Origin of the sequence: Mesorhizobium sp. L48C026A00, from assembly GCF_000502375.1 — a bacterium.
In the GTDB taxonomy this organism is placed as follows: domain Bacteria; phylum Pseudomonadota; class Alphaproteobacteria; order Rhizobiales; family Rhizobiaceae; genus Mesorhizobium; species Mesorhizobium muleiense.
In genome coordinates this window covers 21,740-46,795 of record NZ_AYWU01000001.1, presented here as the reverse complement: position 1 = coordinate 46,795, position 25,056 = coordinate 21,740, and the positions used below count along the sequence as shown (strand labels likewise).

Annotated in this window: 22 protein-coding genes; 14 read left to right on the top strand and 8 right to left on the bottom strand. The window is 61.0% G+C overall.

The genetic code is table 11. From position 1 onward, the window contains the following. Positions 1-165: 165 nt before the first annotated feature. Both X738_RS45815 and X738_RS84450 read right to left on the bottom strand, forming a co-directional pair. Entirely contained in the window at positions 166-840 is a 675-nt protein-coding gene (locus tag X738_RS45815; RefSeq protein WP_023796749.1) for a sugar transferase, read from the bottom strand. Further along, positions 837-1,406, bottom strand: coding sequence for a hypothetical protein (locus X738_RS84450; protein WP_156942538.1), 570 nt, complete (start codon positions 1,404-1,406; stop codon positions 837-839). Before X738_RS84450 ends, X738_RS45815 begins: the two co-directional genes overlap by 4 nt. On the opposite strand from X738_RS84450, the gene X738_RS45810 reads away from it, so the two are divergent. From X738_RS45810 to X738_RS45775, 8 genes are all read left to right on the top strand, one after another. Further along, positions 1,399-1,719, top strand: a complete 321-nt coding sequence (locus X738_RS45810) for an exopolysaccharide production repressor exox (RefSeq protein WP_245277567.1) — start codon at positions 1,399-1,401, stop codon at positions 1,717-1,719. The genes X738_RS84450 and X738_RS45810 overlap by 8 nt on opposite strands. 411 nt (positions 1,720-2,130) lie before the next feature. Continuing rightward, positions 2,131-3,144 (top strand): glycosyltransferase family 2 protein, encoded by a 1,014-nt coding sequence (locus X738_RS45805; protein ID WP_023796747.1) that lies wholly within the window; start codon positions 2,131-2,133, stop codon positions 3,142-3,144. A gap of 266 nt (positions 3,145-3,410) precedes the next feature. Continuing rightward, positions 3,411-3,809, top strand: a complete 399-nt coding sequence (locus tag X738_RS45800; RefSeq protein WP_023796746.1) for a hypothetical protein — start codon at positions 3,411-3,413, stop codon at positions 3,807-3,809. Positions 3,810-3,954: 145 nt separating this feature from the next. Then, positions 3,955-4,824 (top strand): family 16 glycosylhydrolase, encoded by an 870-nt coding sequence (locus X738_RS45795; protein WP_023796745.1) that lies wholly within the window; start codon positions 3,955-3,957, stop codon positions 4,822-4,824. 61 nt (positions 4,825-4,885) lie between these two features. Then, positions 4,886-6,217, top strand: a complete 1,332-nt coding sequence (locus X738_RS45790) for a UDP-glucose dehydrogenase family protein (RefSeq protein WP_023796744.1) — start codon at positions 4,886-4,888, stop codon at positions 6,215-6,217. A gap of 90 nt (positions 6,218-6,307) precedes the next feature. Continuing rightward, on the top strand, positions 6,308-7,768 hold the full coding sequence (locus tag X738_RS45785; RefSeq protein WP_023796743.1) for a GMC oxidoreductase: 1,461 nt from the start codon (positions 6,308-6,310) through the stop codon (positions 7,766-7,768). After that, complete coding sequence (locus tag X738_RS45780) at positions 7,765-8,214, top strand: hypothetical protein (protein ID WP_023796742.1); 450 nt, start codon at positions 7,765-7,767, stop codon at positions 8,212-8,214. Before X738_RS45785 ends, X738_RS45780 begins: the two co-directional genes overlap by 4 nt. Positions 8,215-8,294: 80 nt before the next feature. Further along, positions 8,295-9,374 (top strand): glycosyltransferase, encoded by a 1,080-nt coding sequence (locus X738_RS45775; RefSeq protein ID WP_023796741.1) that lies wholly within the window; start codon positions 8,295-8,297, stop codon positions 9,372-9,374. 125 nt (positions 9,375-9,499) lie between these two features. On the opposite strand, the gene X738_RS45770 is transcribed toward X738_RS45775, so the two are convergent. Together X738_RS45770 and X738_RS45765 are read right to left on the bottom strand one after the other, a co-directional pair. After that, the gene (locus X738_RS45770; RefSeq protein WP_023796740.1) at positions 9,500-10,522 is read right to left on the bottom strand and encodes a phosphoribosyltransferase family protein; all 1,023 of its coding nucleotides are present in this window, start codon (positions 10,520-10,522) and stop codon (positions 9,500-9,502) included. A 38-nt stretch (positions 10,523-10,560) separates the two neighbouring features. Beyond that, entirely contained in the window at positions 10,561-12,057 is a 1,497-nt protein-coding gene (locus X738_RS45765; RefSeq protein WP_023796739.1) for a lipopolysaccharide biosynthesis protein, read from the bottom strand. A 234-nt stretch (positions 12,058-12,291) separates the two neighbouring features. On the opposite strand from X738_RS45765, the gene X738_RS45760 reads away from it, so the two are divergent. The 6 genes from X738_RS45760 to X738_RS45735 all read left to right on the top strand — a co-directional run bounded on the left by X738_RS45760 (position 12,292) and on the right by X738_RS45735 (position 19,978). Beyond that, on the top strand, positions 12,292-13,461 hold the full coding sequence (locus X738_RS45760; protein ID WP_023796738.1) for a glycosyl transferase family 1: 1,170 nt from the start codon (positions 12,292-12,294) through the stop codon (positions 13,459-13,461). A 25-nt stretch (positions 13,462-13,486) separates the two neighbouring features. Continuing rightward, positions 13,487-14,482 (top strand): glycosyltransferase family 2 protein, encoded by a 996-nt coding sequence (locus tag X738_RS45755; protein WP_031253983.1) that lies wholly within the window; start codon positions 13,487-13,489, stop codon positions 14,480-14,482. Next, positions 14,482-15,432: a glycosyltransferase gene (locus X738_RS45750; RefSeq protein ID WP_023796736.1), complete on the top strand. Its 951-nt coding sequence runs from the start codon at positions 14,482-14,484 to the stop codon at positions 15,430-15,432. The genes X738_RS45755 and X738_RS45750 overlap by 1 nt, the downstream gene beginning before the upstream one ends. Next, positions 15,422-16,390 (top strand): glycosyltransferase family 2 protein, encoded by a 969-nt coding sequence (locus tag X738_RS45745; RefSeq protein WP_023796735.1) that lies wholly within the window; start codon positions 15,422-15,424, stop codon positions 16,388-16,390. The genes X738_RS45750 and X738_RS45745 overlap by 11 nt, the downstream gene beginning before the upstream one ends. Before the next feature lie 58 nt (positions 16,391-16,448). Further along, positions 16,449-17,345: a UTP--glucose-1-phosphate uridylyltransferase gene (locus X738_RS45740; protein ID WP_023796734.1), complete on the top strand. Its 897-nt coding sequence runs from the start codon at positions 16,449-16,451 to the stop codon at positions 17,343-17,345. 251 nt (positions 17,346-17,596) lie between these two features. After that, a complete protein-coding gene (locus X738_RS45735) occupies positions 17,597-19,978 on the top strand; it encodes a polysaccharide biosynthesis tyrosine autokinase (protein WP_023796733.1) in 2,382 nt (793 codons plus the stop codon). Positions 19,979-20,276: 298 nt separating this feature from the next. Here X738_RS45735 and X738_RS45730 read toward each other — a convergent pair whose 3' ends face one another. The 4 genes from X738_RS45730 to X738_RS45715 form a co-directional block, all read right to left on the bottom strand. Next, positions 20,277-21,359: an acyltransferase family protein gene (locus X738_RS45730; protein ID WP_023796732.1), complete on the bottom strand. Its 1,083-nt coding sequence runs from the start codon at positions 21,357-21,359 to the stop codon at positions 20,277-20,279. A 134-nt stretch (positions 21,360-21,493) separates the two neighbouring features. Beyond that, positions 21,494-23,401, bottom strand: a complete 1,908-nt coding sequence (locus X738_RS45725) for a propionyl-CoA synthetase (RefSeq protein WP_023796731.1) — start codon at positions 23,399-23,401, stop codon at positions 21,494-21,496. A gap of 197 nt (positions 23,402-23,598) precedes the next feature. Beyond that, on the bottom strand, positions 23,599-24,585 hold the full coding sequence (gene dhaK, locus X738_RS45720) for a dihydroxyacetone kinase subunit DhaK (protein WP_023796730.1): 987 nt from the start codon (positions 24,583-24,585) through the stop codon (positions 23,599-23,601). A gap of 35 nt (positions 24,586-24,620) precedes the next feature. Further along, entirely contained in the window at positions 24,621-25,052 is a 432-nt protein-coding gene (locus X738_RS45715) for a hypothetical protein (RefSeq protein WP_023796729.1), read from the bottom strand. Between the last annotated feature and the right edge of the window lie 4 nt (positions 25,053-25,056).

Here is a 25,056-nt window from a genome sequence, read left to right as displayed (position 1 = left end):
TCCGTCGCATGCGATTGCTAACCGTGCCGGCCCAGGAGATGTCGAAGATGTTTGTTTTCAACTGTACGTTTTCCGATTCGCTTTAGCCCGGCCCGATGAAGCTTGCTGCAAGAATGCTTGGCGTCTGGACAGTCACTCCTCCGCACACAACCGGCTCCCGGCCCGTCAATAGCAGCCCCGCGACATCCAGACGGCAGGCACGGTCTTGATGATAATGCGAATGTCCTCGAACAGCGACCAGTTCTCGACATAGTGGCGATCGAATGCGACGCGGCTGTCATAGGAAACGTCATTGCGGCCGCTGACCTGCCAGAGCCCGGTCAGGCCAGGGCGCGATTTCAGGTAATAGACGGCCGAACTGCCATAGATTTCGAGCTCGTCGCGCACCACCGGGCGAGGACCGACAAGGCTCATGTCACCCTGAAGGATATTGATGATCTGCGGCAGTTCATCGAGGCTGAGCTTCCTCAGCACGGCCCCGACACGCGTGACGCGTGGATCGTTCTTGAGCTTGCGGGTGGCTATCCATTCGGCCTTGGCCTCCGGGTTGGCGGCAAGGTATGCCGCCAGCACCTGTTCGCCATTCTGTACCATAGTCCGAAACTTGAGGCACGGGAAAATCCGTCCTCCCCGCCCGATCCGGCTGTGACCGTAGAAAATCGGGCCGCCGTCGGAAAACTTGACAAGCAGCGCGACCATCACAAACAGCGGACTGAGAGCAACCAGGCCAATCAGTGAACCGGCGATATCGAAGCTGCGTTTAAGCAGGCCGCCGATTGGTGGAAAGTCGATACCGGCCTGCGGAAAATTCGCGTCGGCCGGCTTGGCTACGTCCCTCATGCGTAAACTCCATACGTTGAACGGATGGTTTGCCGCACGATACCAAAAAAATGCTGCATCGCAACACACAATTCGTTGAGCGCCTGAAATAATCGCGTCATGCATTGGTTAAATAATAAACCGATCCTGCGCAAATTTTGGCCTTTTATGGCGCGTTCGTGACAAATTATGGGCAACCTTGAAAAATTTAGTGCCTTTTTGAGGCTGATTTTGGGCGCATCGCTCTTTGTGCCGCGTGCTTGAGAAATATCGCGCTGTAGCTTTGTAAAATATAGCGCGCTGTTATAGTAAAATACTGGGTTAATATTGTTGTTCTTACTGAAGTGAGTCCAGACCGGGTGATTGGTCGTGATACCGGGGTGTGCGTCGCAACATGGCAGAGTCGATCCCCCGAACTTATGCAAAACAATTTGCGGCTGGCCTTGCCCGCTATTGCACACCTTAATAGAGTTGCAAATTGTTTCTGTCAGAGTATGGACAGCGTGGGAAGGCTGGAAGCAACCGGCCAAAAAAAAGCGGGTGGCCTCAACAAGCTCGCATGGCGAAGGGAGGCTCGGGATGGTCAATCATCGATTTTTGCCCGAGCAGGTTGACGGGCTGTCGGGTATGTCGCTACCAAAATTCATTATCGGCATGATTTTCGCGCTGGCGATCGTGGTCGCCTGGTCTTATCTCGACGGCGCTTCGCTAGGCGCAACGCTACTTCGCGCTATAGCCTGCGCCATTGTCATTCAATTGGGCTACTTTCTGCTCGTTTTCGCCATGGTTGCCAGAAATACCCCGACGTCGGCTGACAAGATTCGCGACGTCGAACGAAGGCTGAGTTCGACCGAAGCGGCCGATGGCGAGAAGTTCAGTGCCAGGAGAAGCCTCCACTGACCTGACGGCAGGTAGCGTCGGCCGGGTCCCTGGCGCACTGCTCGCCCGACAGCATCCTGGGCAACCGACTTGTGATTTCCCCTTCAGCCTCGGATCCTCTGACTCGGCCACCACTGCCTAAACCCTGTCGATCGACCTGGTGATCAGCGATTCGAGTGCGCTGACCCCATCCAGAATGCGCAGGGACGGTGTGCGAAGCGGCCCGCCTATCCGCTGGCATTTCACCGCCCGTCGATTTGCGCCATGACGACCCCGAAAGGAAAGACTGGACGGAGCGAGTGATTTTAACGATGCTTCGCACTCGCAGCATAAGCGCCGGCTGATGTTTCGTACAGCCGGGCAGTCAGTGAGAACGAGAGCTGCATTGGGGGAGAAAATTCGGAGCTACCTGTGCAGTCGAGAGGCGAATTGATGACAGAACCGGAAGTCTGCGTGATCATTGCTGCTCGCAACGCGGCGCGGACAATTGCGGTTGCCATCGCATCGGCCTTGCGCGAGCCGGAGGTGGCCGAAGTCGTCGTCGTCGATGACGCCTCCACTGACGATACCGCGAAAGTCGTTCGGGCGGCCGACGATGGCAGCGGCAGGCTTTCCGTCATCCGGCTCGACGTCAACGGCGGTCCTTCCTTGGCCCGCAACGCCGCGATCGCCAGCTCCAAATCGCCGTTCATCAGCATTCTGGACGCCGACGATTTTTTTCTCGAGGGCAGATTTCGCGAGTTGTTCGCCAGCGCCGATTGGGATTTCGCTGCCGACAACATCATGATGATCAGGGACGATGCGGCGACCGACGTTTCGAAAATCACCGCTCCGCGGTTTGCGGCCGATCCGGAATTTCTCGATTTCGAGCGCTTCATCGAAGGCAACATCTCCAGTCGTCGTGTGCAGAGAGGTGAGTTGGGTTTCCTCAAGCCGGTGATCAGCCGCGCTTTTCTGGACCGGCATGGGCTGCGCTATGACGAAAACCTGCGGCTGGGCGAAGACTATGAACTCTACGCGCGCGCAGTTGCTTGCGGGGCGCGCTTCAAGGTCATCAGGTCCTGCGGCTACGGAGCGATCGTTCGCGCGGATTCGCTGAGCGGCCAGCACAGGACGCAGGATCTCAAGCGTCTGGCCGACGCGGATCTGGCGCTGCTGGCGATCGACAGTTTGCCGGAAGGCTCCAAGGCCGTGCTCAGAAAGCACGAACGGCAGGTGCGCGACAAATATCGATTGCGAAACTTCCTCGACGTGAAGAACGAGAGAGGGCTGACAGCGGCTGCGGGCTACGCCCTGGCCAGCCAATCCAATCTCATCCCCATCGTTCGCGGCGTGGCCGCCGACAAGCTGGATGCGCTGTTTCGCCGCGCCGGCTTTGGCTCGAAACAGCCTGTGCCGTCGCGGCGCTTTCTCATGGCCGCAACCAGCCCGGTCGGCGAGGCTTGAGCTGGTCCGCCGGCGCGCCACACCGATCATGTCAACAGGTCCTTACCCTGCCTCAAAACGATGCGAATTTCCGATTCGCCGCACTAGGTGGTTGCCTACTCGCTTTGGGAATGGCATGTATGTTGCGGTGCAGCAATTTTGATTGGCTGTTTGAATCGGCCGAAAATGTCCGCCTGTGAGAGGAGCTGGACGATGCGACAAGAACTTTTTTGGCCCGGCCGGGCACAAGGGACAGCTTAGGCCGGCTATGACAGGAAACTGAGCGCATGGCCTCCATATTTGGCTTCAGATCAAGGGATCCGGCTCGAGACAGGCAGACCGATATCTCGCGCCTTGACCGCCTGGCAAAGCTGCTTGACCAGATCGCAGCCGAGATCGAGGCGGAGAAAAACGGGCTTGAGAATCGCTACCGGACAAAGGCCACCAACGCCGCCTTCCTGGTCGAGGCGATCGAAAATGGCGCGGCCTCCTCCAGTAGATCCTCCGAGGTCAGCGAACTGACGAAGTCGATCCTGAATTACGAGCGGCGCATCGCGGCGCTCGCCCGCCAGAACGAATTGATGAAGGGTCTCCGGCATTCGCTGGATGCTATCTTCGACGAAAGCGCCCAACCTGGCTCGGCCAACAAGGCCGATTTCGCCAACCCGGCCGCCGGCGCGGGGTGAAATTTCAAAGAGCCTGGGTGGCGCCACTGGGCAAGAAGCAGGCAACCGGGGAAGCTACCGGCAGAAGGTCAAGATCAGCTCGTTTCGTCATGGTTTTGAACATCGATTTGGGTTGGGGGGGCGCACAGCACAAGGTGAGTTTGGTATGAACGCGGATTCGAAAAGCACGTCCACCCGAGCAACCGGCGACCGGCCGTTCACGCACATGATGAGGCAAGGGAAACTGAGGCAGCTATGTTCGGGCGGAGCGTTTCTGCTGGTCGCACTCGGCAGCCTGGTTGCGGGCCCGACCCCTTCCCGTTCGCAGGACATCCCGACTGCGCCATCGTTCGTCGATGATTTCACCAGCTTCGACCGGGCGCGTTGGTACATTGCCGACGGCTGGGCGAACGGCAAGTATCAGAACTGCATCTGGTCCAAAAAGCAGGTCAAGCTTTCCAATGGCATGCTGACGCTCGGTTTCGAAAAGCAGAAAGTGAAGGATCGCGACTTTGCCTGCGGCGAGGTCCAATCCAAGCAGCGCTTCGGCTATGGCACCTATGAGGCGCGGATGAAAACCGATTCGGGCTCTGGCATCAACGCCTCCTTCTTCACCTACATCGGCCCCACCGATAAGCAGCCGTGGGATGAAATCGACTTCGAGGTGCTGACCAAGGACACCTCCAAAGTGCAGGTCAACGCCTACATCGCCGGCAAGGGCAATAACGAGAAAGTGGTGGATGTAGCTGGCGGCACCGACAAGGCTTTTAACGATTACGCCTTCGTCTGGGAGAAGGACCGGCTGCGCTGGTACGTCAATGGCGAGCTGGTGAACACGATCACCGATCCGGCAAAGCTGCCCAGCCATGCGCAAAAGATATTTTTTAGCCTCTGGGGCAGCGACACGATGAAGGAATGGCTGGGGCCGTTTTCGGATCCGGGTCGCAAGCTTACCTTGCAAGTGGATCGCATCGCATTCACGGCGCTCGGCCAGCCATGCCAGTTTCCGGAATCGCTGGCATGCAGCATTAAATAAAGACCAATCTGAACCGGCCGGGCCGAAAGCGCTCCGAAGTCTTGAACAGGAATGAAATCAAATGAATTTGACGGTCTTTGGAATCGGCTATGTCGGTCTGGTGCAAGCGGCGGTGCTTGCCGAAGTCGGCCATCAGGTATTATGCGTCGACATCGACGTGAAAAAGGTGGAGCGGCTCAATCAGGGCCTCATTCCGATTTTCGAGCCCGGGCTCGAAAACCTCGTCAAGGAGAACCATGCGGCCGGCCGCATCAAGTTCACCACCGACGCCGCGGCCGCCGTCAAGCATGGCCAGATCCAGATGATCGCTGTAGGCACGCCTCCGGGCGAGGATGGTTCGGCCGACCTCAAATATGTGCTGGCGGTTGCCGAGGCCATCGGCCGGGAGATGGATGCGCCCAAGATCGTCGTCGGCAAGTCGACCGTGCCGGTCGGCACCTGCGAAAAGATTAAGGCCAGGATCGCCGTGACGCTGAAGGCGCGGGGCCGCGAGGATCTTACTTTCGACGTCGCCTCCAATCCGGAATTCCTCAAGGAAGGCTCCGCGGTGGCCGACTGCATGAAGCCCGACCGCATTATCGTCGGCACCGGCAGCGAGGACACCGAGGCGGTGATGCGTGAGCTTTACGCTCCATTCAACCGCAACCACGAGAAGATGATCGTGATGGATGTGCGCAGCGCCGAGTTCACCAAATACGCGGCCAATTGCATGCTGGCGACCAAGATCAGCTTCATGAACGAAATGGCCAATCTGGCCGAGGAACTCGGCGCCGACATCGAGGAGGTCCGCAAGGGCATCGGCAGCGATCCGCGCATTGGCTACCACTTCATCTATCCGGGCCTCGGTTATGGCGGCTCGTGCTTCCCCAAGGACGTGCGCGCCCTGATCAAGACCGCCGAAGGCGTCAAATTCGATGCCAAGCTGCTGCGCGCCGTCGAGGAACGCAACAACGAACAGAAATCGGTCCTGTTCGATAAGGTGAACCGCTGTTTCAACGGCAATCTGAAGGGCAAGACTTTTGCGCTGTGGGGCCTGGCGTTCAAGCCCAATACCGACGACATGCGTGAGGCGCCGGCTCGGGTCTTGATGGAAGCGCTCTGGAAGGCCGGCGCCAAAGTGCAGGCTTACGATCCCGAGGCGATGCAGGAATGCCAGGCCGTCTACGGACTGCGCGAGGATCTGCTCTTGTGCGGGACCAAGGAGGCAGCGCTGCGTGGCGCCGATGCGCTCATGATCGCCACCGAGTGGAAGAATTTTAAGGCACCGTCGTTCGACGCGATCAAGGATGCGCTGTCCACGCCGATCATCTTCGACGGTCGAAACCTCTACGACCCCAAGGTCATCGCTCGCTACGGCATCGAATATCACTCGATCGGCAGGATGGCGGCGTGAGATCAGGCGGGACAGGCCGGTGGCCAGGACATCAAGGACGATCGCGAAGGCTTCGATGAACGCGCTCGTGTCAACAAGGGGTCTTCTCTGATGGTGCTGGGCATCAGGCCGGAACAGATCGGCAACGAGCATTTCGATCTTGTCGCAGTCGGTTCCGGTTTCGGTTCGGCCTTCTTCCTGCATGCGTTCGCCAAGCAGCGAAAGGCACGCATTCTGGTTCTGGAATGGGGCGGGCACAACACGCATGAATGGCAGCTCGAGCAGAACGTCAACACCGACATCGAGGACAAGACCACCTACAAGACCAACTCTGACAAGCCGTGGAATTACACCATCGGATTGGGTGGCGGAACGAATTGCTGGTTCGCCCAGACGCCGCGCTTTCACCCGAACGACTTCAGGCTGAAAAGCCTCTACGGCGTCGGTAACGACTGGCCGATCAGCTATGACGAGCTCGAGCCGTTTTACTGCGATGCAGAGGACGTCATGTCGATTTCAGGCGACCCCGACATGGCGGCGATGATGCCGCGTTCCAGGCCATTTCCCCAGCCACCGCATCACATGTCGACGCCGGACCGGATGATGAAAGCGGCGCAGCCGGACCAGCATTTTGTCATGCCGACAGCCCGCGCGCGCGTGCCGACCGCGCAACGGTCTTCTTGCTGCGCCAACTTGCGGTGCGGATTATGCCCGGTCGATGCCAAATTCACCGCCAACAATGGCCTGATGCACGTCTTCGAGCATCCCGACGTTTCGGTCTGCCTTGGCGCTGAAGTGCGCCGGCTCGACCATATCGGCGGTTCGGTCCGTTCGGTCGCATTCGTGCATGAGGGCAAGGAATATTCGGTCAGCGGCGATCTTTTCATACTGGGCGCCAATGCCATCCAGAGCCCGGCGATCATGTTGCGGTCCGGCCTGTCGGGCGAATTCGTCGGGCGCGGCCTGCACGAATCCTACGGATGGAATTTCGAAGCCTATCTCGACGGTGTCGATAATTTCGACGGAAGCACCATCACCACCGGCTTGAATTTCGGCCTTTATGACGGCGCTCACAGATCGGATCATGCGGCGGCGCTGGTCTATTTCGAAAACCGCTGGCAGCACGGGATGCGCCCTGAGAAGGGACGTGTCCGTCAGACGCTTCCCATCATCATTGTTACCGAAGACCTGCTCGACCCGGAAAATCTCGTGATTCTCGACGAGGATGAAAACGCCTTCGTCAGTTTCGCGGGAGCATCCGACTATGCGGTCAAGGGCATGGCGCGGGCAAAGGAGAAATTGGCGGCGCTTCTGGCGCCGCTGCCGGTCGAAGAAATCTTCGATCGCGGCATCCGGCGCACCGAGTCGCATGTCCAGGGCACGTTGCGGATGGGCTCGAGCCCGGCGGATTCGGTGGTCGATCGGGACATGATCCACCATCAGCTCAGGAACCTGGTTGTCGTCGGCTCAAGCACATATCCAAGCTGTTCCTGCGCCAACCCGAGCCTGACGGCGGCAGCCCTCTCCCTGCGGGCGGCGAGCCGGATAGCAGGAAAGGAAATGGCCGGATGACCAAGGTTTCGCGACGCGCGGCACTGGCCATCATGGCTGGCGGAGTTGCTTCGACCGGCATCGCCTACGCCACCGTTTCCTCGCTTTCGGACGAAGACCTGGTGCGCGTCACGCTCGAAAGATATTTCGGCAGGCTGAACATGCGCATCGAACATTTGCAGCAGTTCGTCCTGGAATTCCAGAAGCGGAACCCCTGGATATTTCCAAACACAAAGCTGGGCGATGCTGTCACTGTGCTTGAGGCGCTGAAATTGGGCGCCGCACGCCGGTTTCTGCCTGAACAGAAAAAACAGGACCTGAGGCATTTCGACCGCTGGGTCATTGCCGAGTTCCATATGCTGACCGACTACGCCCGGCGCAGTTCGCCAGCCGACCCGGTCCGGTTCACCGGATGGCAGCCGTGTACCAATCCGTTCGCCAATTTGGAGACGCAGCAGGATGCTTGAAGCGGGTCGCAAGCCAGCATCCGTAAATAAGCCGTGCGTCATTGCCCGTAAACTTGAGAATGCGACAAGGAGCCGAAACCATGAAAGTGCTTTTTGCAGGCGGTAACGGTTACACGCCCCAGTTCAGCGGCGGTGTCCAGTCCAGCACCCATCACCTTGCCGAACAGTTGCGCGAGCACGGGCATGAGGCTTCGGTGCTCGCCGCCCTGTTCGGCCAGGGCGTCTTCGGCTACAAGGCGCGCGCCAAGATGAAGCTTTTGAGGCAGCGCGCTGTCATCGACAGCTTTCCGGGCTATCCGGTCGTGCGCGCCTGGTTTCCCTGGGAGGCGGCGGGTTTCGCCGTCGAAAAGCTGAGGCCGGATGTCGCCGTGGTCCAGTGCCACAAGTCGGTTCCGATCGGCAAGGCGCTGCAGGCCGAAGGCGTGCCGCTGGTCGTCTATCTCAGGAATGTCGAGTTCCACGAATTGGGCGGCGATCTGCGCGAGCTGCATTCGGCGCTCTACATAGCCAATTCCGAGTTCACGGCGCGCACCTACAAGGCAAAATTCGATATCGATTCGACGGTTATACCGCCGACCATCAATCCCGCGCTCTACCGCACGCCGACGACAGGCGAGTTTGTCACGCTGATCAACCCCTATGAGGAAAAAGGTTTCGAGCTTGCGGTGCGCATCGCCGCCGCCTGCTCTGAAATCCCGTTCCTGTTCGTCGAAAGCTGGAAGCTTGACGATGATCATCGGGCCCGGATCGAGCAGACGATCGCGCCGCTCGGCAACGTCACGCTGGAGAGCCGGACCAACGACATGAAGACGGTCTACGGCCGCACGAAAATCCTGCTGGCTCCCAGCAAATGGGAAGAGGCCTGGGGTCGGGTGGCGTCGGAAGCCCATTGCAGCGGCATTCCAGTCGTCGGCTCGCGTCGTGGCGGCCTGCCCGAAGCGATCGGCTCCGGTGGCGTGGTGCTGGATTACGATGCCCCACTCGCCGACTGGGTGGCAGTGGTCAGGCGTCTGTGGACCGACAGCCTGGAATATGGGCGGCTTTCAGCGGCGGCGCGTGCATTCTCCGAGCGCCCGGAACTCGATCCGGCGGGTCAATTCGCGACCTTCTTCTCGATGCTGGAGAGGGCGACACAACAGCCTTCGCGGCAAGCCGCCTAACGCATGTCGCCCAAAAGCATGCGCTCGGGCCTGACCCGGGGGTGCGTAGCGGTTTTGCGACAACGACCGCATAAAAAAAATTAAAGCGCGCGTCGCGTGACGCGCTTTAAGTCCCGAAACCGGGTTCAAGCCGGTCGTTTGACCCGGCTTTTGAGCGTCTCGTAACCGCGTTCGCCAAGCAGCGTGCGCGCGACGGTCTTGATTGCCGTCTTGCGCCCGTCAGGCGAACTGATCTGCCTTAACCTGCCCGGAAGGTTGCGCGCCGCCTGTCCAAGTGCCGGAAGTGACAGCGTGTCGGGATAAATTACCAGATGCGTTTCAACGCACAGCACCGGCTTGCCGGAAAGCTCGGCGATCTTGAGGGCCTGCTGGTGCTCGCTTTCGATGAACAGGATGGCATCGGATTTGCGGTAGAAATCGGCTTTGAAACTGCCATGCACGCCAAGCCGTTGCCGTTCTGCCTTGCTCGGCAGGTCAAGCATGATCAGCTTGTCGTATTCTATGCCGTGCTTTGCCAGCCATGCTTCGGTAAGCGCGCGGTATTTCTCGAGCCGGCTGGTGACGAGCCAGCCGATCTTGCGGGTCGGGCCAAACAGAGGCAGCGCTTCGCCCAGGAATTTCTCATAGGCGGGGCCGTCGTCGTTTTCTGCTTCGGTCGGGTCCAGGCAAAGCACGCCGTCAATGTCGACGCAGCTTTGCGCGAGGAATTTGTGGTGCATGAAGTTCCATTGGAACATCCTTGGATGCGGCACGACCTCGAGGACGATGTCGGTTTCCTCGTGTTGGGGCAGCAGGCCGAACACCGCGGCAAAGGTGAAGTCCGCCTTGATGCCGGCGGCCTCTACCCGGCTGCGCGCCTCTCTCATGGCAGCGCCGCCGCTGACGCTGTCGTCGATCACCAGGACCTTGCGCATATCGGTCGCCTGGCGGTCGAGCGCGGCGCGGCGTTTGGTGACGCCCGAAGAATAGATCTTTCCGGCCAGGAAACTGTCCAGGTCGGTCATCGGAATGTTCGCCGTCAGGCTGAGCAGGGTGGCGGCGAGAATGCCGCTTCGCGGGACCCCGACCACCAGGTCGATGTCGCGCGGCAACCGGTGAAGGTTCCTGACAATCGCGTCATTCATGTCGGAGATCGATCGGTAGTGCATGGGATCAGACCTGGTCCTCGTATGGATGTCCGTGCAAGTTACTTTGCCTCGCTTGGCGCTGCCTTAGGCGCCCGTGCCGGCAACAGTCTTAGGGCCTCCCGCAACGCCTCGCGGCCGGAAGCAAACGCCAGCGCGGTCATGACCGTGATCATGTAGGACAGCGCCACCGCGCTCGCCATCGCGAAGATGTGCTGTTGCGGCAGCAACGGCTTGGCGAACCAGATCGCAGCAAGCGCCAGATGCGCGCCAAGCACGAAGGGCGTTGCCGCGCGAAGCATATGGCTTGCCCGCAGCGGCCCGGTCTTTCCGATATACAGCCACAGAAAAGGCGTTCTGAGATACTCGCTGACCGCATAGGCGATCGCCACGCCCAGCGCGCCATAGGGCAGGCCGATCAGGAAGGCCAGCACCGACGTCAAGGCTGTTATGATGCCCCAGCGCATGAAATCGCCCGAGCGGCCCTGGCTGATGAAAAGCCATCCCGCCGGGTTGTTGAGCGGCTGCAGCAGCCCGGCAAAACCGAGCGCCAGGAAGATGCTGGAACTCTGCCGCCACTGCTCGCCGAGCACGAACGGTATCAGCACGTCGGCCATGGCGATGGCGAAGGCAACACCTGGAAGTGCGACCAGCAATATCAGCGGCATGACGCGAAGGTAAGCGCTGCGGTAGCGATCCGGCTCGTCCTTCAGCCTGGAAAGAGCCGGCACCATGACCTTCGACAGCGGGTTGGTGATCTGGCTCAACGGAAACAGAAGCAGCTTGTAGGCGCGGTCATAGAGTCCAAGCTGCGCTTCGCCCCAGTATTTTCCGATCAGCACATTGTCGAGATTTCGGGCAAAGAAGTTGGCGAAGTTGAACCCGGTGATGCCGGCGCCGAAATTGATCAGCTCGCTAATGCCGTTGACCTTGCGCGGCAGGCTGGGGCGCCATCGCGAGTTTGCCCAGTAGCAAAGCGTGGGCAGTACGGCTGCTGTCAGGGTGCCGGCAAAAAGCGCCCAGTAGGAACGGTCGATGAAAGTCCAGGCAATCGATACGGCAAGGCCGGCAATGGCACTTGCGACGTCGATGATGGCCAAACGGGCGAACTGCATTCGGCGTGTCAGCAGCGCCAGATGCTGGCCGCCCAGCCCATAGGCTATGATCTGCAGCCCGAGTGCTGCCACCAGACCAGACACCCGCGGTTCGCCATAGAAGGCGGCGACCAGAGGCGCCGCGCCGGCAAGCACGCAGGCGAGCAATGCGCTAACCGCGACATTGACCCAGAAGAGGTAATTGACCTCCTCATGCTTGATTTCGCTTTTCTGAACCGTCGCCTGGGTCAGGCCGAAATCCTGGAACAGCGCGATGAAAGCCAGCACGGGCGCGCACATCGCCACGACGCCGAAGTCCTGCGGCGAGAGCAAGCGCGACAGCACGATGACGGAGACGATCTGCGTCGCAACCCGCACCGATTGCGCCAAAGCCGTAATGATAGCGCCGCGTCCGACCGATCTGCGGAGAGAGCCCTCTGGCGGGTCGAATGCATTGGCTTGCAAATTCAGGGTCCCTGATTTCGTGCCGGTCCCGGAGTCCCGACCCATGCCCGATGCTGCCATCAAACTACGGCAATAATTTTGCAGCGCAACAAAAAACGTCGACACAAAAACGTCGATCCCTGCTACGCTGCACCAAAAATGTTGCGATGCAGCACGAGCTGTACAAAAATGTTGCGATGCAGCACGAGCTGTACTAGGATTCTTTCGGGTGGGCCAACAGCGGTCGAGTTTTTCATGCTGCATGTCTTGTACTTGGTACACGACGTCTCCGACCCGGCAGTGCGCCGGCGGATCATAATGCTCAAGGCAGGCGGCGCCCAGGTCACACTGGCGGGCTTCCGTCGGACTGTAAGCCCGATCGCCGATGTCGAGGGCTTGCGGCCGATCGATCTTGGCGCGACGCGCGACGGCCGATTCGCCCAACGGCTGGCAGCGGTCACCAAGGCGGCGGTTTCGATCGGGTCGAAACTCGGTTCGATGCCGAGACCCGACCTCATCATCGCGCGCAATCTGGAAATGCTGGCGCTTGCCCGGCGTGCCAAATCGGCATTCCAGGCAACCGTGCCGATCGTCTATGAGTGTCTCGACATCCATCGTCTGATGCTTCGCGACGATTTTCTGGGCAAGGCGATGCGCGGCGCGGAGCGCTATCTGGCCAGGGATGTAAAGCTGCTAGTCACCAGTTCGCCGGCCTTCATCGCAAACTATTTCAAGCCGTTCGGGCAGATTGCCGCGCCGGTCGAACTGCTCGAAAACAAATATTTCGAGCCTGCCGCGGTTTCGCTGAATGATCGCATGGCGGCGGAGCCCGTCGCTCCGCCTTGGCGGATCGGCTGGTTCGGCGCGCTCCGATGCCGCCGCTCCCTGGAGCTACTGGCCGAATTTTCCCGACGACTCGAGGGCCGCTTCGAAATCATCCTCAGGGGCCGTCCGGCGCTTTCCGAATTTCCGGATTTCCACGGTTTCGTCGAATCTGAGCCTTGGCTCTCGTTTGGCGGACCCTATCGGAATCCCGAAGATATGGCGACGATCTACCGTGAGGTTCATTTTTCCTGGGCCATCGATTTTTTCGAGCAGGGGCTGAATTCTGAATGGCTGCTGCCCAACCGCCTCTACGAGGGCTGCCGCTTCGGCGCCGTGCCGATCTCGATGGGCCACACCGAAACCGGCCGGTTCCTCGACCAGCAGGGAATCGGTGTTCTCTTGCCTCAAGCCACTCCCGAGGCACTCGAGGCTGCCTTGGGCGAGTTGGAGGAGCATCGTTTCGGGAAATTGCGGGCGCGTGTTCTTGCCCGCAATCCGCGAACCTGGAGCCACGATCGCAGCGATTGCCGGGCGCTCGTCGAGAAGCTTCGCGGATTGACGGTCGCGCCCGGTTCATATGCTGCCGAGGCACTGGCTTAGGATGGCTATGGAAGGAGATGGGTCGATGATGCAGACCGAAATGCCGTCCAACCTGATCGTGATTCCGTGCCTGAACGAAGCGGCTCACATCGGTGCGCTTGCTCACGAGCTTCGACCGGCCGCCGAAAGGCTCGGCGCCCGGATCATCGTTGCCGATGGCGGTAGCACGGACGGCACCAGGGCGATCGTCGAGGAGATCGCCAGGAAGGATCCTAGGATCATCCTTCTTGACAATGAAAAGCGCCTCCAGAGCGCGGCGATCAATCTCGCCGTCGCCAGGTACGGCGATGGGGCTGAATATTTCATTCGCATCGACGCGCATGGCGGCTACCCTCCGGATTATTGCGATCGGCTGATCGAAGAGGCGCTGGCCACCGGCGCCGATTCGGTCGTCGTCTCGATGCTGACCAGCGGCAGCGGCACAGTGCAGAACGCGGTTGCGGCTGCACAGAATTCCAAGCTCGGGACGGGCGGCTCCAAGCACCGGCATCTCTCGGCGGGAGAGTGGGTCGACCACGGTCACCATGCGCTGATGCGGATTTCGGCGTTCAAGGCGGTGGGCGGCTATGACGAGACGTTCAGCCACAACGAGGATGCGGAGCTCGACTACCGGCTGCGCAAGGCCGGCTACCGGATCTGGATGAGCGGCAAGACGCAAATGATCTATTACCCGCGCTCGTCGCTCGCCGGCCTCTATTTCCAGTATCTCGGCTATGGCCGCGGCCGGGCAAAGAACGTTCTCAAGCACCGCATGATACCGAAGGTCCGGCAGATGGTGCCGCTCCTGGTGTTCCCTGTCGTCCTTCTCTCTGCCTTTTTCTTCGTGCATTGGCTGGCAGTCATGCCGATTCTGGTGTGGGCGTCGGTTTGTCTCGGCTATGGCGTGTGGATTGCGATCAGCCAGCGCAATCCGGACAGTGCCCTTGCCGGGATTTCGGCAATGGTCATGCATTTCGGCTGGTCCGTCGGTTTCTGGCTGCAACTGCTCGGACCGCGATCGCAGCGTAGGAGGGTGGCATAGTGGGTGTGGCCGAAAAAAACCGCAGCGTCGACGTCTGCGTCTGCACGTTTCGGCGGCCGGAGCTTGCCGACACGCTTCGCTCGGTAGCCGCCCTGGACGTGCCTTCGGGATTCGACATCCGAGTCATCGTCGCCGACAATGATGACGGTCCGACGGCCGAACTGCTGGTGGCGACGCTGGCGGAGACGCTGAAGCTGCCGATCAGCTATCGTCATTGCCCGGCACGCAACATCTCGATCGCCCGCAATGCCTGCCTCGACGCCAGCACGGCGGATTTCGTCGCCTTCCTCGACGATGACGAAACGGCATCGTCCAGATGGCTAGTCGAACTGGTTGCGACGGCGGACTTGAGTGGCGCTGCCGCCGTGCTCGGGCCAGTGCGGGCGCGCTATCGGCCGGATGCGCCCAACTGGATGCGCCGCGGCGATTTTCACTCCACACTGCCCGTCTGGGTGGGCGGCGAGATCCGCACCGGCTACACCTGCAACGTCCTGCTCAGGATGGGCGCCGACAGCCTCCGCGGCCGGCGATTCAGCCTGGCGCGTGGTCAGACCGGTGGCGAGGACACCGAATTCTTCGACCATATGGTCAAGGCCGGCGGTCGCATCGCCTTTTCGCCGCAGGCCTGGGTCGATGAAGTGGTGCCGCGCGCCAGGGCGGCTTTCGACTGGCTCCGTCGCCGCCGGTTCCGCGTCGGGCAGACGCATGGGCACCTGCTGGGGCGCGACGCGCATGGCCTCGCGTTGGTCAGGCAAGTCGGCCTCGCCTCGGCAAAGGCGGTTTTTTGTTTCGCATCGGCAATCCCGGTCGCCATCAGTCCCGTGCGCAGGAACCGCAGCGTGCTTCGCGGCATCATGCATGTCGGCGTCGTGAGCGGTCTTGTCGGCGTGCGTGAAATCCGCCAATACGGCCTGCCCTCGCCGCAGGAAGGGGGCAAGCGTGCAGCCTGACGTCACCTTTGTCATTGCCGCCTACAATTCGGAGCTGACCATCGAGCGGGCGATCGCCAGCGCCATCGCCCAGCGCGATGTGAGCGTGGAGGTGATCGTCGTCGACGACCAGTCGCGCGACCGGACGCTCGATCTGGCGCGATCCTACCCCGAAGACATCGTGCGCGTCGTCGCACTTGAGCAAAACCGCGGTCCAGGCGGCGCCAGGAATGTCGGCCTTGAGCTTGCCCGCGGCAGGTGGGTGGCAGTCCTCGATTCCGACGACGCGGTCTATCCCGGGCGGATCTGCACCATGATTGACCGCGCCGAGAACGCGGGCGCCGCGATCGCAGTCGACAATCTCCAGGTGGTTCGCGAGGACGGTGTTGCCGAAGAGACGATGTTCCCTGCCGACTATCTCGAGGGTTTGAGTGAAATCTCGCTGGCGGACTATATTGCCGGCAATGTGGTCTTCGAATCCAGGTTCAATCTCGGCTATCTCAAACCGATCTTCCAGCGCCGGTTTCTGAACGAAAACGGGCTTCGCTATGACGAAAGCCTGATCATCGGCGAGGACTACATCCTGCTGGCCAGTGCTCTGGCCAAGGGCGGCAAGTGCGTGGTCGAGCCGACGACCGGCTATGTCTACCATATCCGGACCGGCTCCATTTCCCGCGTGCTCGAACCTCATCACGTCGAGGCGATGCGTAAGGCCGACCTCGTTTTCGCCAGAACCCATTCGATGGACGCAAAGGCCGCAGCCGCTTTCGCAAGGCGCACGCGCAGCCTGCGCAAGGCGGCGTCGTTCCTTTCTCTGGTCCAGCACATCAAGGCGCGATCCCCACTCAAGGCGGTGTGGACGGCGCTCAGCGATCCGGCGGCGGTTTGGCATATGGGCATGCCGATCGCCGTTCGGCTGCGAAGGGTGGCGGCGCAATTTGCCGTGGGTGCGGGGGAGGTGAAGGGTGCAGGCAGCTGAAAAATAGTTTTCGCGGCCTGCGACAGGTTGAAGTCGATCTCCTCAGAAGGAATATGCAATGAAGAAAGTCAGGAAGGCAGTCATACCGGTAGCGGGGCTTGGAACGCGATTCCTGCCGGCGACCAAGTCGATGCCGAAGGAAATGCTGCCGGTCGTCGACAGGCCTGTCGTGCAATATGCGGTGGACGAGGCGTTCGAAGCCGGCATCGAGCACATTGTCTTCGTGACGGGCCGCAACAAGGCGGTCATCGAGGATTATTTCGACCTGCATCCAGAATTGATCGGAACTTTGGAGCAGACCGGCAAGACGGCGCAGCTTCAGGCGCTGGAAAGCCTGCTTCCCGTGGCTGGTGCGACGAGCTTCATCCGGCAGCAGTCACCGCAAGGTCTGGGCCATGCGGTATGGTGCGCCCGGGAAGTCATCGGCGATGAGCCCTTCGCATTGCTGTTACCGGACATGGTGTCCTTCGGCGGTCGCGGATGTCTCGCTGAAATTGCGGACCTCTATGCGCAGACCGGCGGAAACGTCATCGCCGTCGAGCGCTGCGACCCGACCGAGACCAGCAAATACGGCATCGTCGGCTGCGGCGCCGATGTCGGCTCGGGCTTCGAGGTCACCGCCATGGTCGAAAAGCCGGCTCCGGCGAATGCGCCGTCGAACTACTACATCAACGGCCGCTATATCCTGCAGCCTGAAATATTCGGGCTGCTCGGCAATCAGCAGCGCGGCGCCGGCAATGAGATCCAACTGACCGACGCCATGGTCCGCCTTGCGCAAAGCCAGGCTTTCTTCGCGCAGCCCTTCAACGGCCGGATGTTCGATTGTGGCTCGAAGGAAGGGTTCATCCAGGCCAATGTCGCCTTCGCGCTGGCGCGCGACGACATGAAGGGACCGATCTTCGAGATGCTTCAGGAGTTCGTCCGGTTGCATGAGCGCCGGGTAGAAGCCGCATAAAGCCCATTTTTTGGGAGCAAGCATATGAATGGTGACGCAAGACATGCCGATATGTTTGACTGCCCAGGTCTCGCGGTGGCTGGCATGAAGCTTGCGTTGGGCATATGCTGATGCTCCCGCTCTAGCGCCTGCAAACGAGAGCAGCGGACCCGAGTGGAGACAGGGTTTCCGAGGCTCAAACAAAAATAGAGCGGCGGCGCGTTCGACTTGAGAGACCGCCGCTTTAGATGCAAACTTGAATTGGACCGAAGATGAATTATGCCAATTTTCCTCTCGACAAGAGGAAACCATTGCCGAGTTCGGACCCAGTCAGCGCCGACGATTTCATCGATGTCGAGCGCCTGCTCGGCATGGCAGCAAGGCAGGCAAAGGTGGTTGCGGCATGCGCTGCCATCGGACTTTTTCTGGGCGTGCTCTATTTGCAGACCACGCCTCCCACCTACATGGCTACGAGCCGTGTGCTGATCGATGAAGGATTGAACAAGGTCGTTGACGAGGTCTCGGCGGCGTCGGTCAGCATGCAGACCGACTCCGCCATTCTGAGCCAGATCGAAATACTCCACTCGGCGAGACTGGCGGCGGTGGTCGTCGACAAGCAGAAGCTCGATCAGAACGACGCTTTCATGAACCCTCCGACGTCGGCCGTGTCGAAGGCTGCCGGTTTTGTGCGCGGCGTGGTCCGGTATTTCCGTCCCAATCCCGCCGTGGGTACGGCCGATGTTACTCAGCTTGACCCGGCGACGCGTGACGCGATGATTGCCTCGTCGCGGCGCGATTACGCAATCCTCAAACTGCAGGACGAGGTGCAAGCCGAGCGCATCGGTCGCAGCTATGTGATCTCCATCGCCTACCAGGCCACGGACCCCGCACTTGCGACCGCGGTTACCAAAGCCTATGCCGACGCCTATCTCGCCGATCAGCTCGATGCGAGCTTCGATGCGACCGAGCGGGCGGCGGTCTGGCTGCAAGGTCGGCTGACGGAGCTTCGCGAAAGCTCCCAGGCAGCGGCGCTCGCCGTCGAGAAGTTCAGGGCCGAACATGGGCTGGCCGTCGATGACGGCCAGTTGATCAGTGACAAGCAACTGTCGGACCTCAATGGCCAGCTCATTGAGGCGCAGGCCGACACCGCCCGCGCCAGCGCCCGCTACCAGCAATACAAGTCGATCGTCGAAAGCGGTTCGGACAACGCATTCAGGGACGCCGCCATATCCGCCGACCAGCCGAGCAACTCGATCATTTCAACGCTCAAGACCCGCTATCTCACTGTCGCCAAGCGGCAGCAGGATATCGAAGCCAATTTCGGGGCTGAGCATCCCCAGGCGGTCGCACTTGCCAAGGAAAGGGCCGACATATCGGCGCAGATATTCGGCGAGCTGAAGCAATTGACCGAAAGCTACCGCAACGAATACGAAGTCGCTCTCGCGCGCGAGACGGCGCTCCGTGCAAATGTCGCGTTAGCGGCTGGCAAGAGTTCCATCGACAACCAGTCGCAGGTCAAGCTGCGCGAACTGGAGCAGAAGGCAACGGCGCTCTCGACGCTCTATCAAACGTTCCTTGGCCGCTACGAGGAAGCCTCCCAGCAGCAGTCCTTCCCGGTCGGCAAGATCCGCGTCATCTCGGACGCGACGCTGCCGAAGTCCGCGGCAACCCCGCGCACGTCCATAGTGCTGGGACTTTCGCTCGTGCTTGGCGTGATGTTGGGAGCCGGGGTTGGTGGCCTGAATGAGTTCAGGGAGCGGTTCTTCAGGACCGGCGAAGACGTTCGCGATCGCGTCGGCCTCAAATTCCTTGGCTACCTGCCGATCATTGGCAGCAAGGTCGCCAAGGACGACAAGCGCGATGACGGTCAGGCGGATATCAAAACCGCCCAATCAGCGTCGGCGGCTGAAAGACGCGCGCGCATGCGGGTGAGCATCGACGCCCCGGCATCGATGTTTTCCGAGACGCTGCGCAGCGCCAAGATTGCCTTCGACGTGGTGATGGAAGGGCAGGGCAGCCGGGTCATCGGCGTAATCTCGGTCCTTCCCGGCGAGGGCAAGTCGACCGTGGCGGCGAATCTGGCCGGATTGCTTGCCGCCAACGGGTCGAAAACGCTGCTGGTGGACGGCGACCTGCGTAACCCCGGCCTCAGCCGCAGCCTTGGCATGGAAGCCGAGCAAGGCCTGATGGAAGCGGTGGTGAGCGGGCAGACCTGGCAGTCCGTCGGCAAGATCGACCGGCAGACCAAGCTGGCGATCGTCCCCGCCGTGCCGCGCGGTCATTTCTCGCACACAAGCGAGCTTCTGTCGTCGGCCGGGATGCGGCGTTTCATCGACAATGCCAAGGAGACCTTCCAGTACATCGTCGTCGATCTGCCGCCGCTCGGCCCCGTGGTTGATGCCAAGGCCTTTGCGCCGCTTGCCGACGGCTTCGTGCTCGTGACCGAGTGGGGGCGCACGCCGCGTGCGATGGTGCAATCCATATTGAGTTCGGAATCCTATATCGCCAACAAGATCGTCGGCGTCGTCCTCAACAAGGTCGATTTGAAGAAGCTGGCGAAGTATGGATCGATCGGCGGCTCGGAAAAATTCTTCGACAGATATTCGTCATACTATCTGGAGAAGTCGGAAGCGCGGACGAAGGTGAACAGCTGAGGCCGGTCTGTAGGACCGATATTGAGCAGATCGTCGTCTTGCGCCGTCAGGCCGATACCGGGCCGAGGCCGTCGTGAGCGAAGACGAATGCCCCTCGAACAGACCATGACAGGCAGCCTGTGCACGAGCCGGTAGGGTCGGTGGCGAATGACGTTCCTTAGGGTGCCGGTCGATTTCCTCGCTTGATCAGGTCGCCGAGCCGCGACGGGTCGCGCAAAAGCGTTCGCACCCTGCTTTGTGCCGGACATTCCACCGTAGGACGTTTGCAGCCAGGAACCGGCGTGACAACGCTGGCGCGTTACGCCGCCTTGAGACGGTAGCGGAAGATGGTGTGGTCGAGCAGAAGCCGGATGCGCGGTTCGGCCTCGATCGCAATCAGCCAGCTCGCGGCGATCATGGTTGCCCCGACGATGACCACCGAAAGCAGGTATGGCACTCCCGCACGCATCAAGGCGCCGAGAATGGCTGCGCCGACGACATTATGGATCAGATAGAGAGGGTAGGTCATCAGGCCGATCCGGCGCCAGCCGCGCCAGGACAGGTCGAGCCGTAACGACCACGCCATCAGCGCCATGGCAGCGAGGAACAGGACGATCGGCGGCCCGTAGGGCATCGCGGCTTCGACCTTGATGCTGCGGACGTCGACAGCACTTATGATCTGCAGCACGCCGCCAGCCAGGAACAAGGCGCAGAAGACAACGCGGGCGGGCGTCACTGCCTTGAAACGCATCAGCCAGAACAGCACACCTGTCGCGAAAAAACATCCGTGATGCACCAGGAGCAGGTCGAGCCAGCGCGCCTCGGCAAGGTCCGTCCAGTCGAATGGATAGTACAGGCACCAGAAAAGCGTGCTGATCGCGCCGAGCGCAACTGCCACCGCTTCCATCAGGTCGAAGCGGCCGAGCCGCAGCAGGATCCAGACTACGGCGTAAAAGGCGATCTCGATGCCAAGCGTCCAGTAGACGCTGTCGACCCAGGGGTTGAACGGAACGAACAGGGCGGTGCGTATGAGCGTGGTGACAGCGTCCGTCGGCCAACTGAGATCGACGAGAAGCAGCACCATCGCGGTGACTGGTGCGCAGATCCAGGCGGCCGGCGCCAATCGTTTCACCCTTGCCTCGAAAAACAGCAGCGGTGTGGAATGCTCGGCGCTGAAGGCGATGACGAAGCCGCTGATGACGAAGAATATCTGGACGCCGACCCATCCGAATTGGACCAGTCCGCCTATTTCCGGATGCGGCGGGATGCCGCCCGTCGCACGCGCCGAAACGCCCTCGGGGAACGCCCACACCCAGAAGCCGTAGTGGTAGACCATCACGAGGACAGCGGCGACAAAACGCAGGATGTCGACGCCGCCGAATGTTGTTTTTTGCTGAGCCATGCCGTGCCTTCGGAATGGCCCCCCACGCAAAGGTTTAAGGGCAATTGCTGCATTGCACAACAGGCGATTGCAGTGCAGGATGAATTCGTGAATTCGTCCGAAGCCGCGATCCGCCTGCCGCGCTCCGAAAGCAGCTAAAGCCCGATTCCGCGTCCCTTCAGCGCCGCGGTGATTTCGTCGAGAATGACCGGATCGTCGATGGTCGCTGGCATTGTCCAGTCTTCCTTGTCGGCAATCTTCTGCATGGTGCCGCGCAGGATTTTGCCGGAGCGCGTCTTGGGCAGGCGCTTGATCGTGACCACCGTCTTGAAGGCGGCGACCGGGCCGATCCGCTCGCGCACCAGCGTGACCACCTCGGTCTCAATAGTGGCGCTGTCACGCGTGACACCGGCATTCAGCACGACGAAGCCGAGCGGAACCTGACCCTTCATCGCATCTGCGACGCCGACGACAGCGCACTCGGCAACGTCCGGATGCGCGGCCAGCACCTCCTCCATGGCGCCGGTCGACAGCCGGTGGCCGGCGACATTGATGATGTCGTCGGTGCGGGCCATCACGAACAAATAGCCGTCCTCGTCCATCATGCCGGCATCCGCCGTCTTGTAGAAGCCGGGGAATTCGTCGAGATAGGCTTGGCGAAACCGGTCATCGGCATTCCATAGCGTCGGCAGGCAGCCGGCCGGCAGCGGCAGCTTGACCACGACATTGCCCAACGTGCCGCGCGGCACTTCGTGGCCGGCATCGTCGAGCACACGGATATCGTAGCCGGGCATCGGCACCCCGGGCGAGCCGTATTTCACCGGCAGTAGCCCTAATCCGGCTGGGTTGATCGTCATCGGCGAGCCCGTCTCGGTCTGCCACCAATGGTCGATTACCGGCACGTTCAATTTCTGCTCCGCCCATTTGATGGTTTCCGGATCGGCGCGCTCGCCGGCGAGGAACAGCGTGCGGAATTTCGACAGGTCGTATTTCGGGACGAATTCGCCCTTGGGGTCCTGTCCCTTGATGGCGCGGAATGCGGTCGGCGCGGTGAACAGCGCGACCACGCCATGCTCTGATATCACCCGCCAGTAGGTGCCGGCGTCGGGCGTACCGACCGGCTTGCCCTCGAACAGGACGGTCGTGCAGCCATGCAGCAGCGGGCCGTAGACGATGTAGGAATGGCCGACCACCCAGCCGACGTCGGAAGCCGCCCAGAACACCTCACCCGGCTTGACGCCGAACTCGTTCTCCATCGACCATTTCAGCGCAACCATGTGGCCGCCATTGTCGCGCACGATGCCCTTGGGCTGGCCGGTCGTTCCGGACGTGTAGATGATGTAGAGCGGGTCGGTGGCGAGCACCGGAACGCAGTCGACATTGGCGCCCGCGGCCCGCTCGCGGGCGACGGCGTCGGCATAGTCGATGTCATGGTTCTCCTCTAGCTCGCAGCGCAGCTGATCGCGCTGCAGGATGAGGCAGGCTTCGGGCTTGTGCCGCGACATCTCGATCGCCTTGTCGAGCAGCGGCTTGTAGGCGACGACGCGCCCGGGCTCCAGGCCGCAAGAGGCGGAAATGATCAGCTTCGGTCTGGCGTCGTCGATGCGTGTGGCGAGCTCGTGCGAAGCAAAGCCGCCGAAGACGACCGAATGCACGGCGCCGATACGGGCGCAGGCAAGCATGGCAAACGCAGCTTCCGCCACCATCGGCATGTAGATGATGACCCGATCGCCTTTTTGGACGCCGCGGTTCTTCAGCACCGACGTCAGCGCGACCACCTCGCGTTTCAATTCGGCATAGGTGAATTTCCTGACCGTGCCGGAAATCGCGCTGTCATGGATCAGCGCGATCTGATCGGCGCGGCCACCCGCCACGTGGCGGTCGACGGCGTTGAAGCAGGTGTTGCAGGAGGCGCCGCCAAACCAGCGCCCATAGACGCCGGCATTCGCATCGAAGACCGTTTCGAACGGCGAGAACCAGTCGATGGCCTTGGCCGCATCCGCCCAGAATTTTTCCGGATCGCGTTTCCAGGCGTCATAGACCTCGTGGTAGCGTGACGCCATCCAGCTTTCTCCCAGGAATGTTTCTGTCCTTGGAAATAGCGTATGCTGTTTTTGCAAGCACGTGCAAATTCGTCTTGGCGACCTCGCTTTGGTCGAAATGGACGTGACCGCCGCTTTATCGCCGCAACCGGCCAGGTCGTAGAAAGCGCCTGCTTGCTTAATACTGTTGCTATAGCCGTGGCGCGGTGTTGGCCGTGCTACATCCCCCGGCGCAGCGCAGCCGTATGCACCGGTGTGTCCCACAATGCGGTCGTCTCATCGTCGAACATGGTCAGCGTGATCGAGCAGCCGGCCATGTCGAGCGATGTCACATAGGACCCGACCAGTGAACGGGCGACCGTCACGCCGTTTTTCTCGAAGATTTTCCGGGCGCTGTTGTACATCAGGTAGAGCTCCATCAGCGGCGTGCCGCCGAAGCCGTTGACGAAAAGCAGCGCCGGGCCTTTTGCCCTGTCACCGAGATCGCCAGATATCGCCGCGCAGATCTCCTCGGCGATGGCGTCGGCGCTCTTCAACGCGTCGCGGCGGCGCCCGGGTTCGCCATGGATGCCGACGCCGAATTCCATCTCGCCGTCGCCGATATCGAAGGTCGGCCTGCCGGCGGCCGGTACGGTGCAACTGGTCAGCGCAACGCCCATCGAGCGCGTCGCGCCATTGATGCGTTCGCCAAGCGCCTTCAACGGCTTCAGCGCCATGCCTTGCTCGGCCGCGGCGCCGAGGATCTTCTCGACCACCAGCGTGCCGGCAACGCCGCGTCGGCCAGTGGTGTAGGAGGAGTTCTCGACCGCGACGTCGTCATTGGTCACCACTTGCATCACACCCTCCGACATTTCAGCAGCCATGTCGAAATTCATCACGTCGCCCTCGTAGTTCTTGACGATGAACAGGCAGCCGGCACCGGTGTTGACCGCCTCCGCGGCCGCCATCATCTGGTCCGGCGTCGGCGAGGTGAACACCTGGCCGGGGCAGGCGGCATCCAGCATGCCATGCCCGACCAGCCCGCCATGCAGCGGCTCGTGGCCAGAGCCGCCCCCGGAAATCAGCGCTACCTTGCCGGGCTTGAGTGTCCTGCGGCGCACGAATTTATGCTCGTCGCCAAGCACAAGGATGTCGGCATGGGCGGCAACGAAGCCGTCGAGGCTTTCGGTCAGCACCGTGTCCACAGAATTCAGAAACTTCTTCATGGCCGTCTCTCCCGAAATAGCTGAACGTGGCGCGACTATGTCCCGCCCTTGCCGGCGATGCTGGTGATTTTCTGGATGAAATCGTTGACCGCCCTGTCGAGCGCCGCGTTCTGTTTGTCGTCGCCGAAATCGGGAACGATCAGCGAAACATGCCGCGTCTTGCGCATGCCGGATGCCAGCGACATTTTTCCCGGATGCGCCTGATGGTAGGCGGCAAGAAAATGGTCGCGTTCGGCCGGGCTGAAATGGCAGACGGCGAAAATAGCCGGCAAATGTTTTGACGGGATCGGGATCGAGTAGGCCGGACTGGAAATCTGGGTGACGAAGCTGCGATGCTTGCCCAACGCGTCGGCGAGGCGCTGGCGCATGCCGGACGGGCGCTGGTCGAGGACCTGCGACAGGATCGTCTTATAGGCGCGGATCGCCTCTTCGGAACCGGCTTCAGGCGTCTTCTTGGTTTCGGCCATGCCG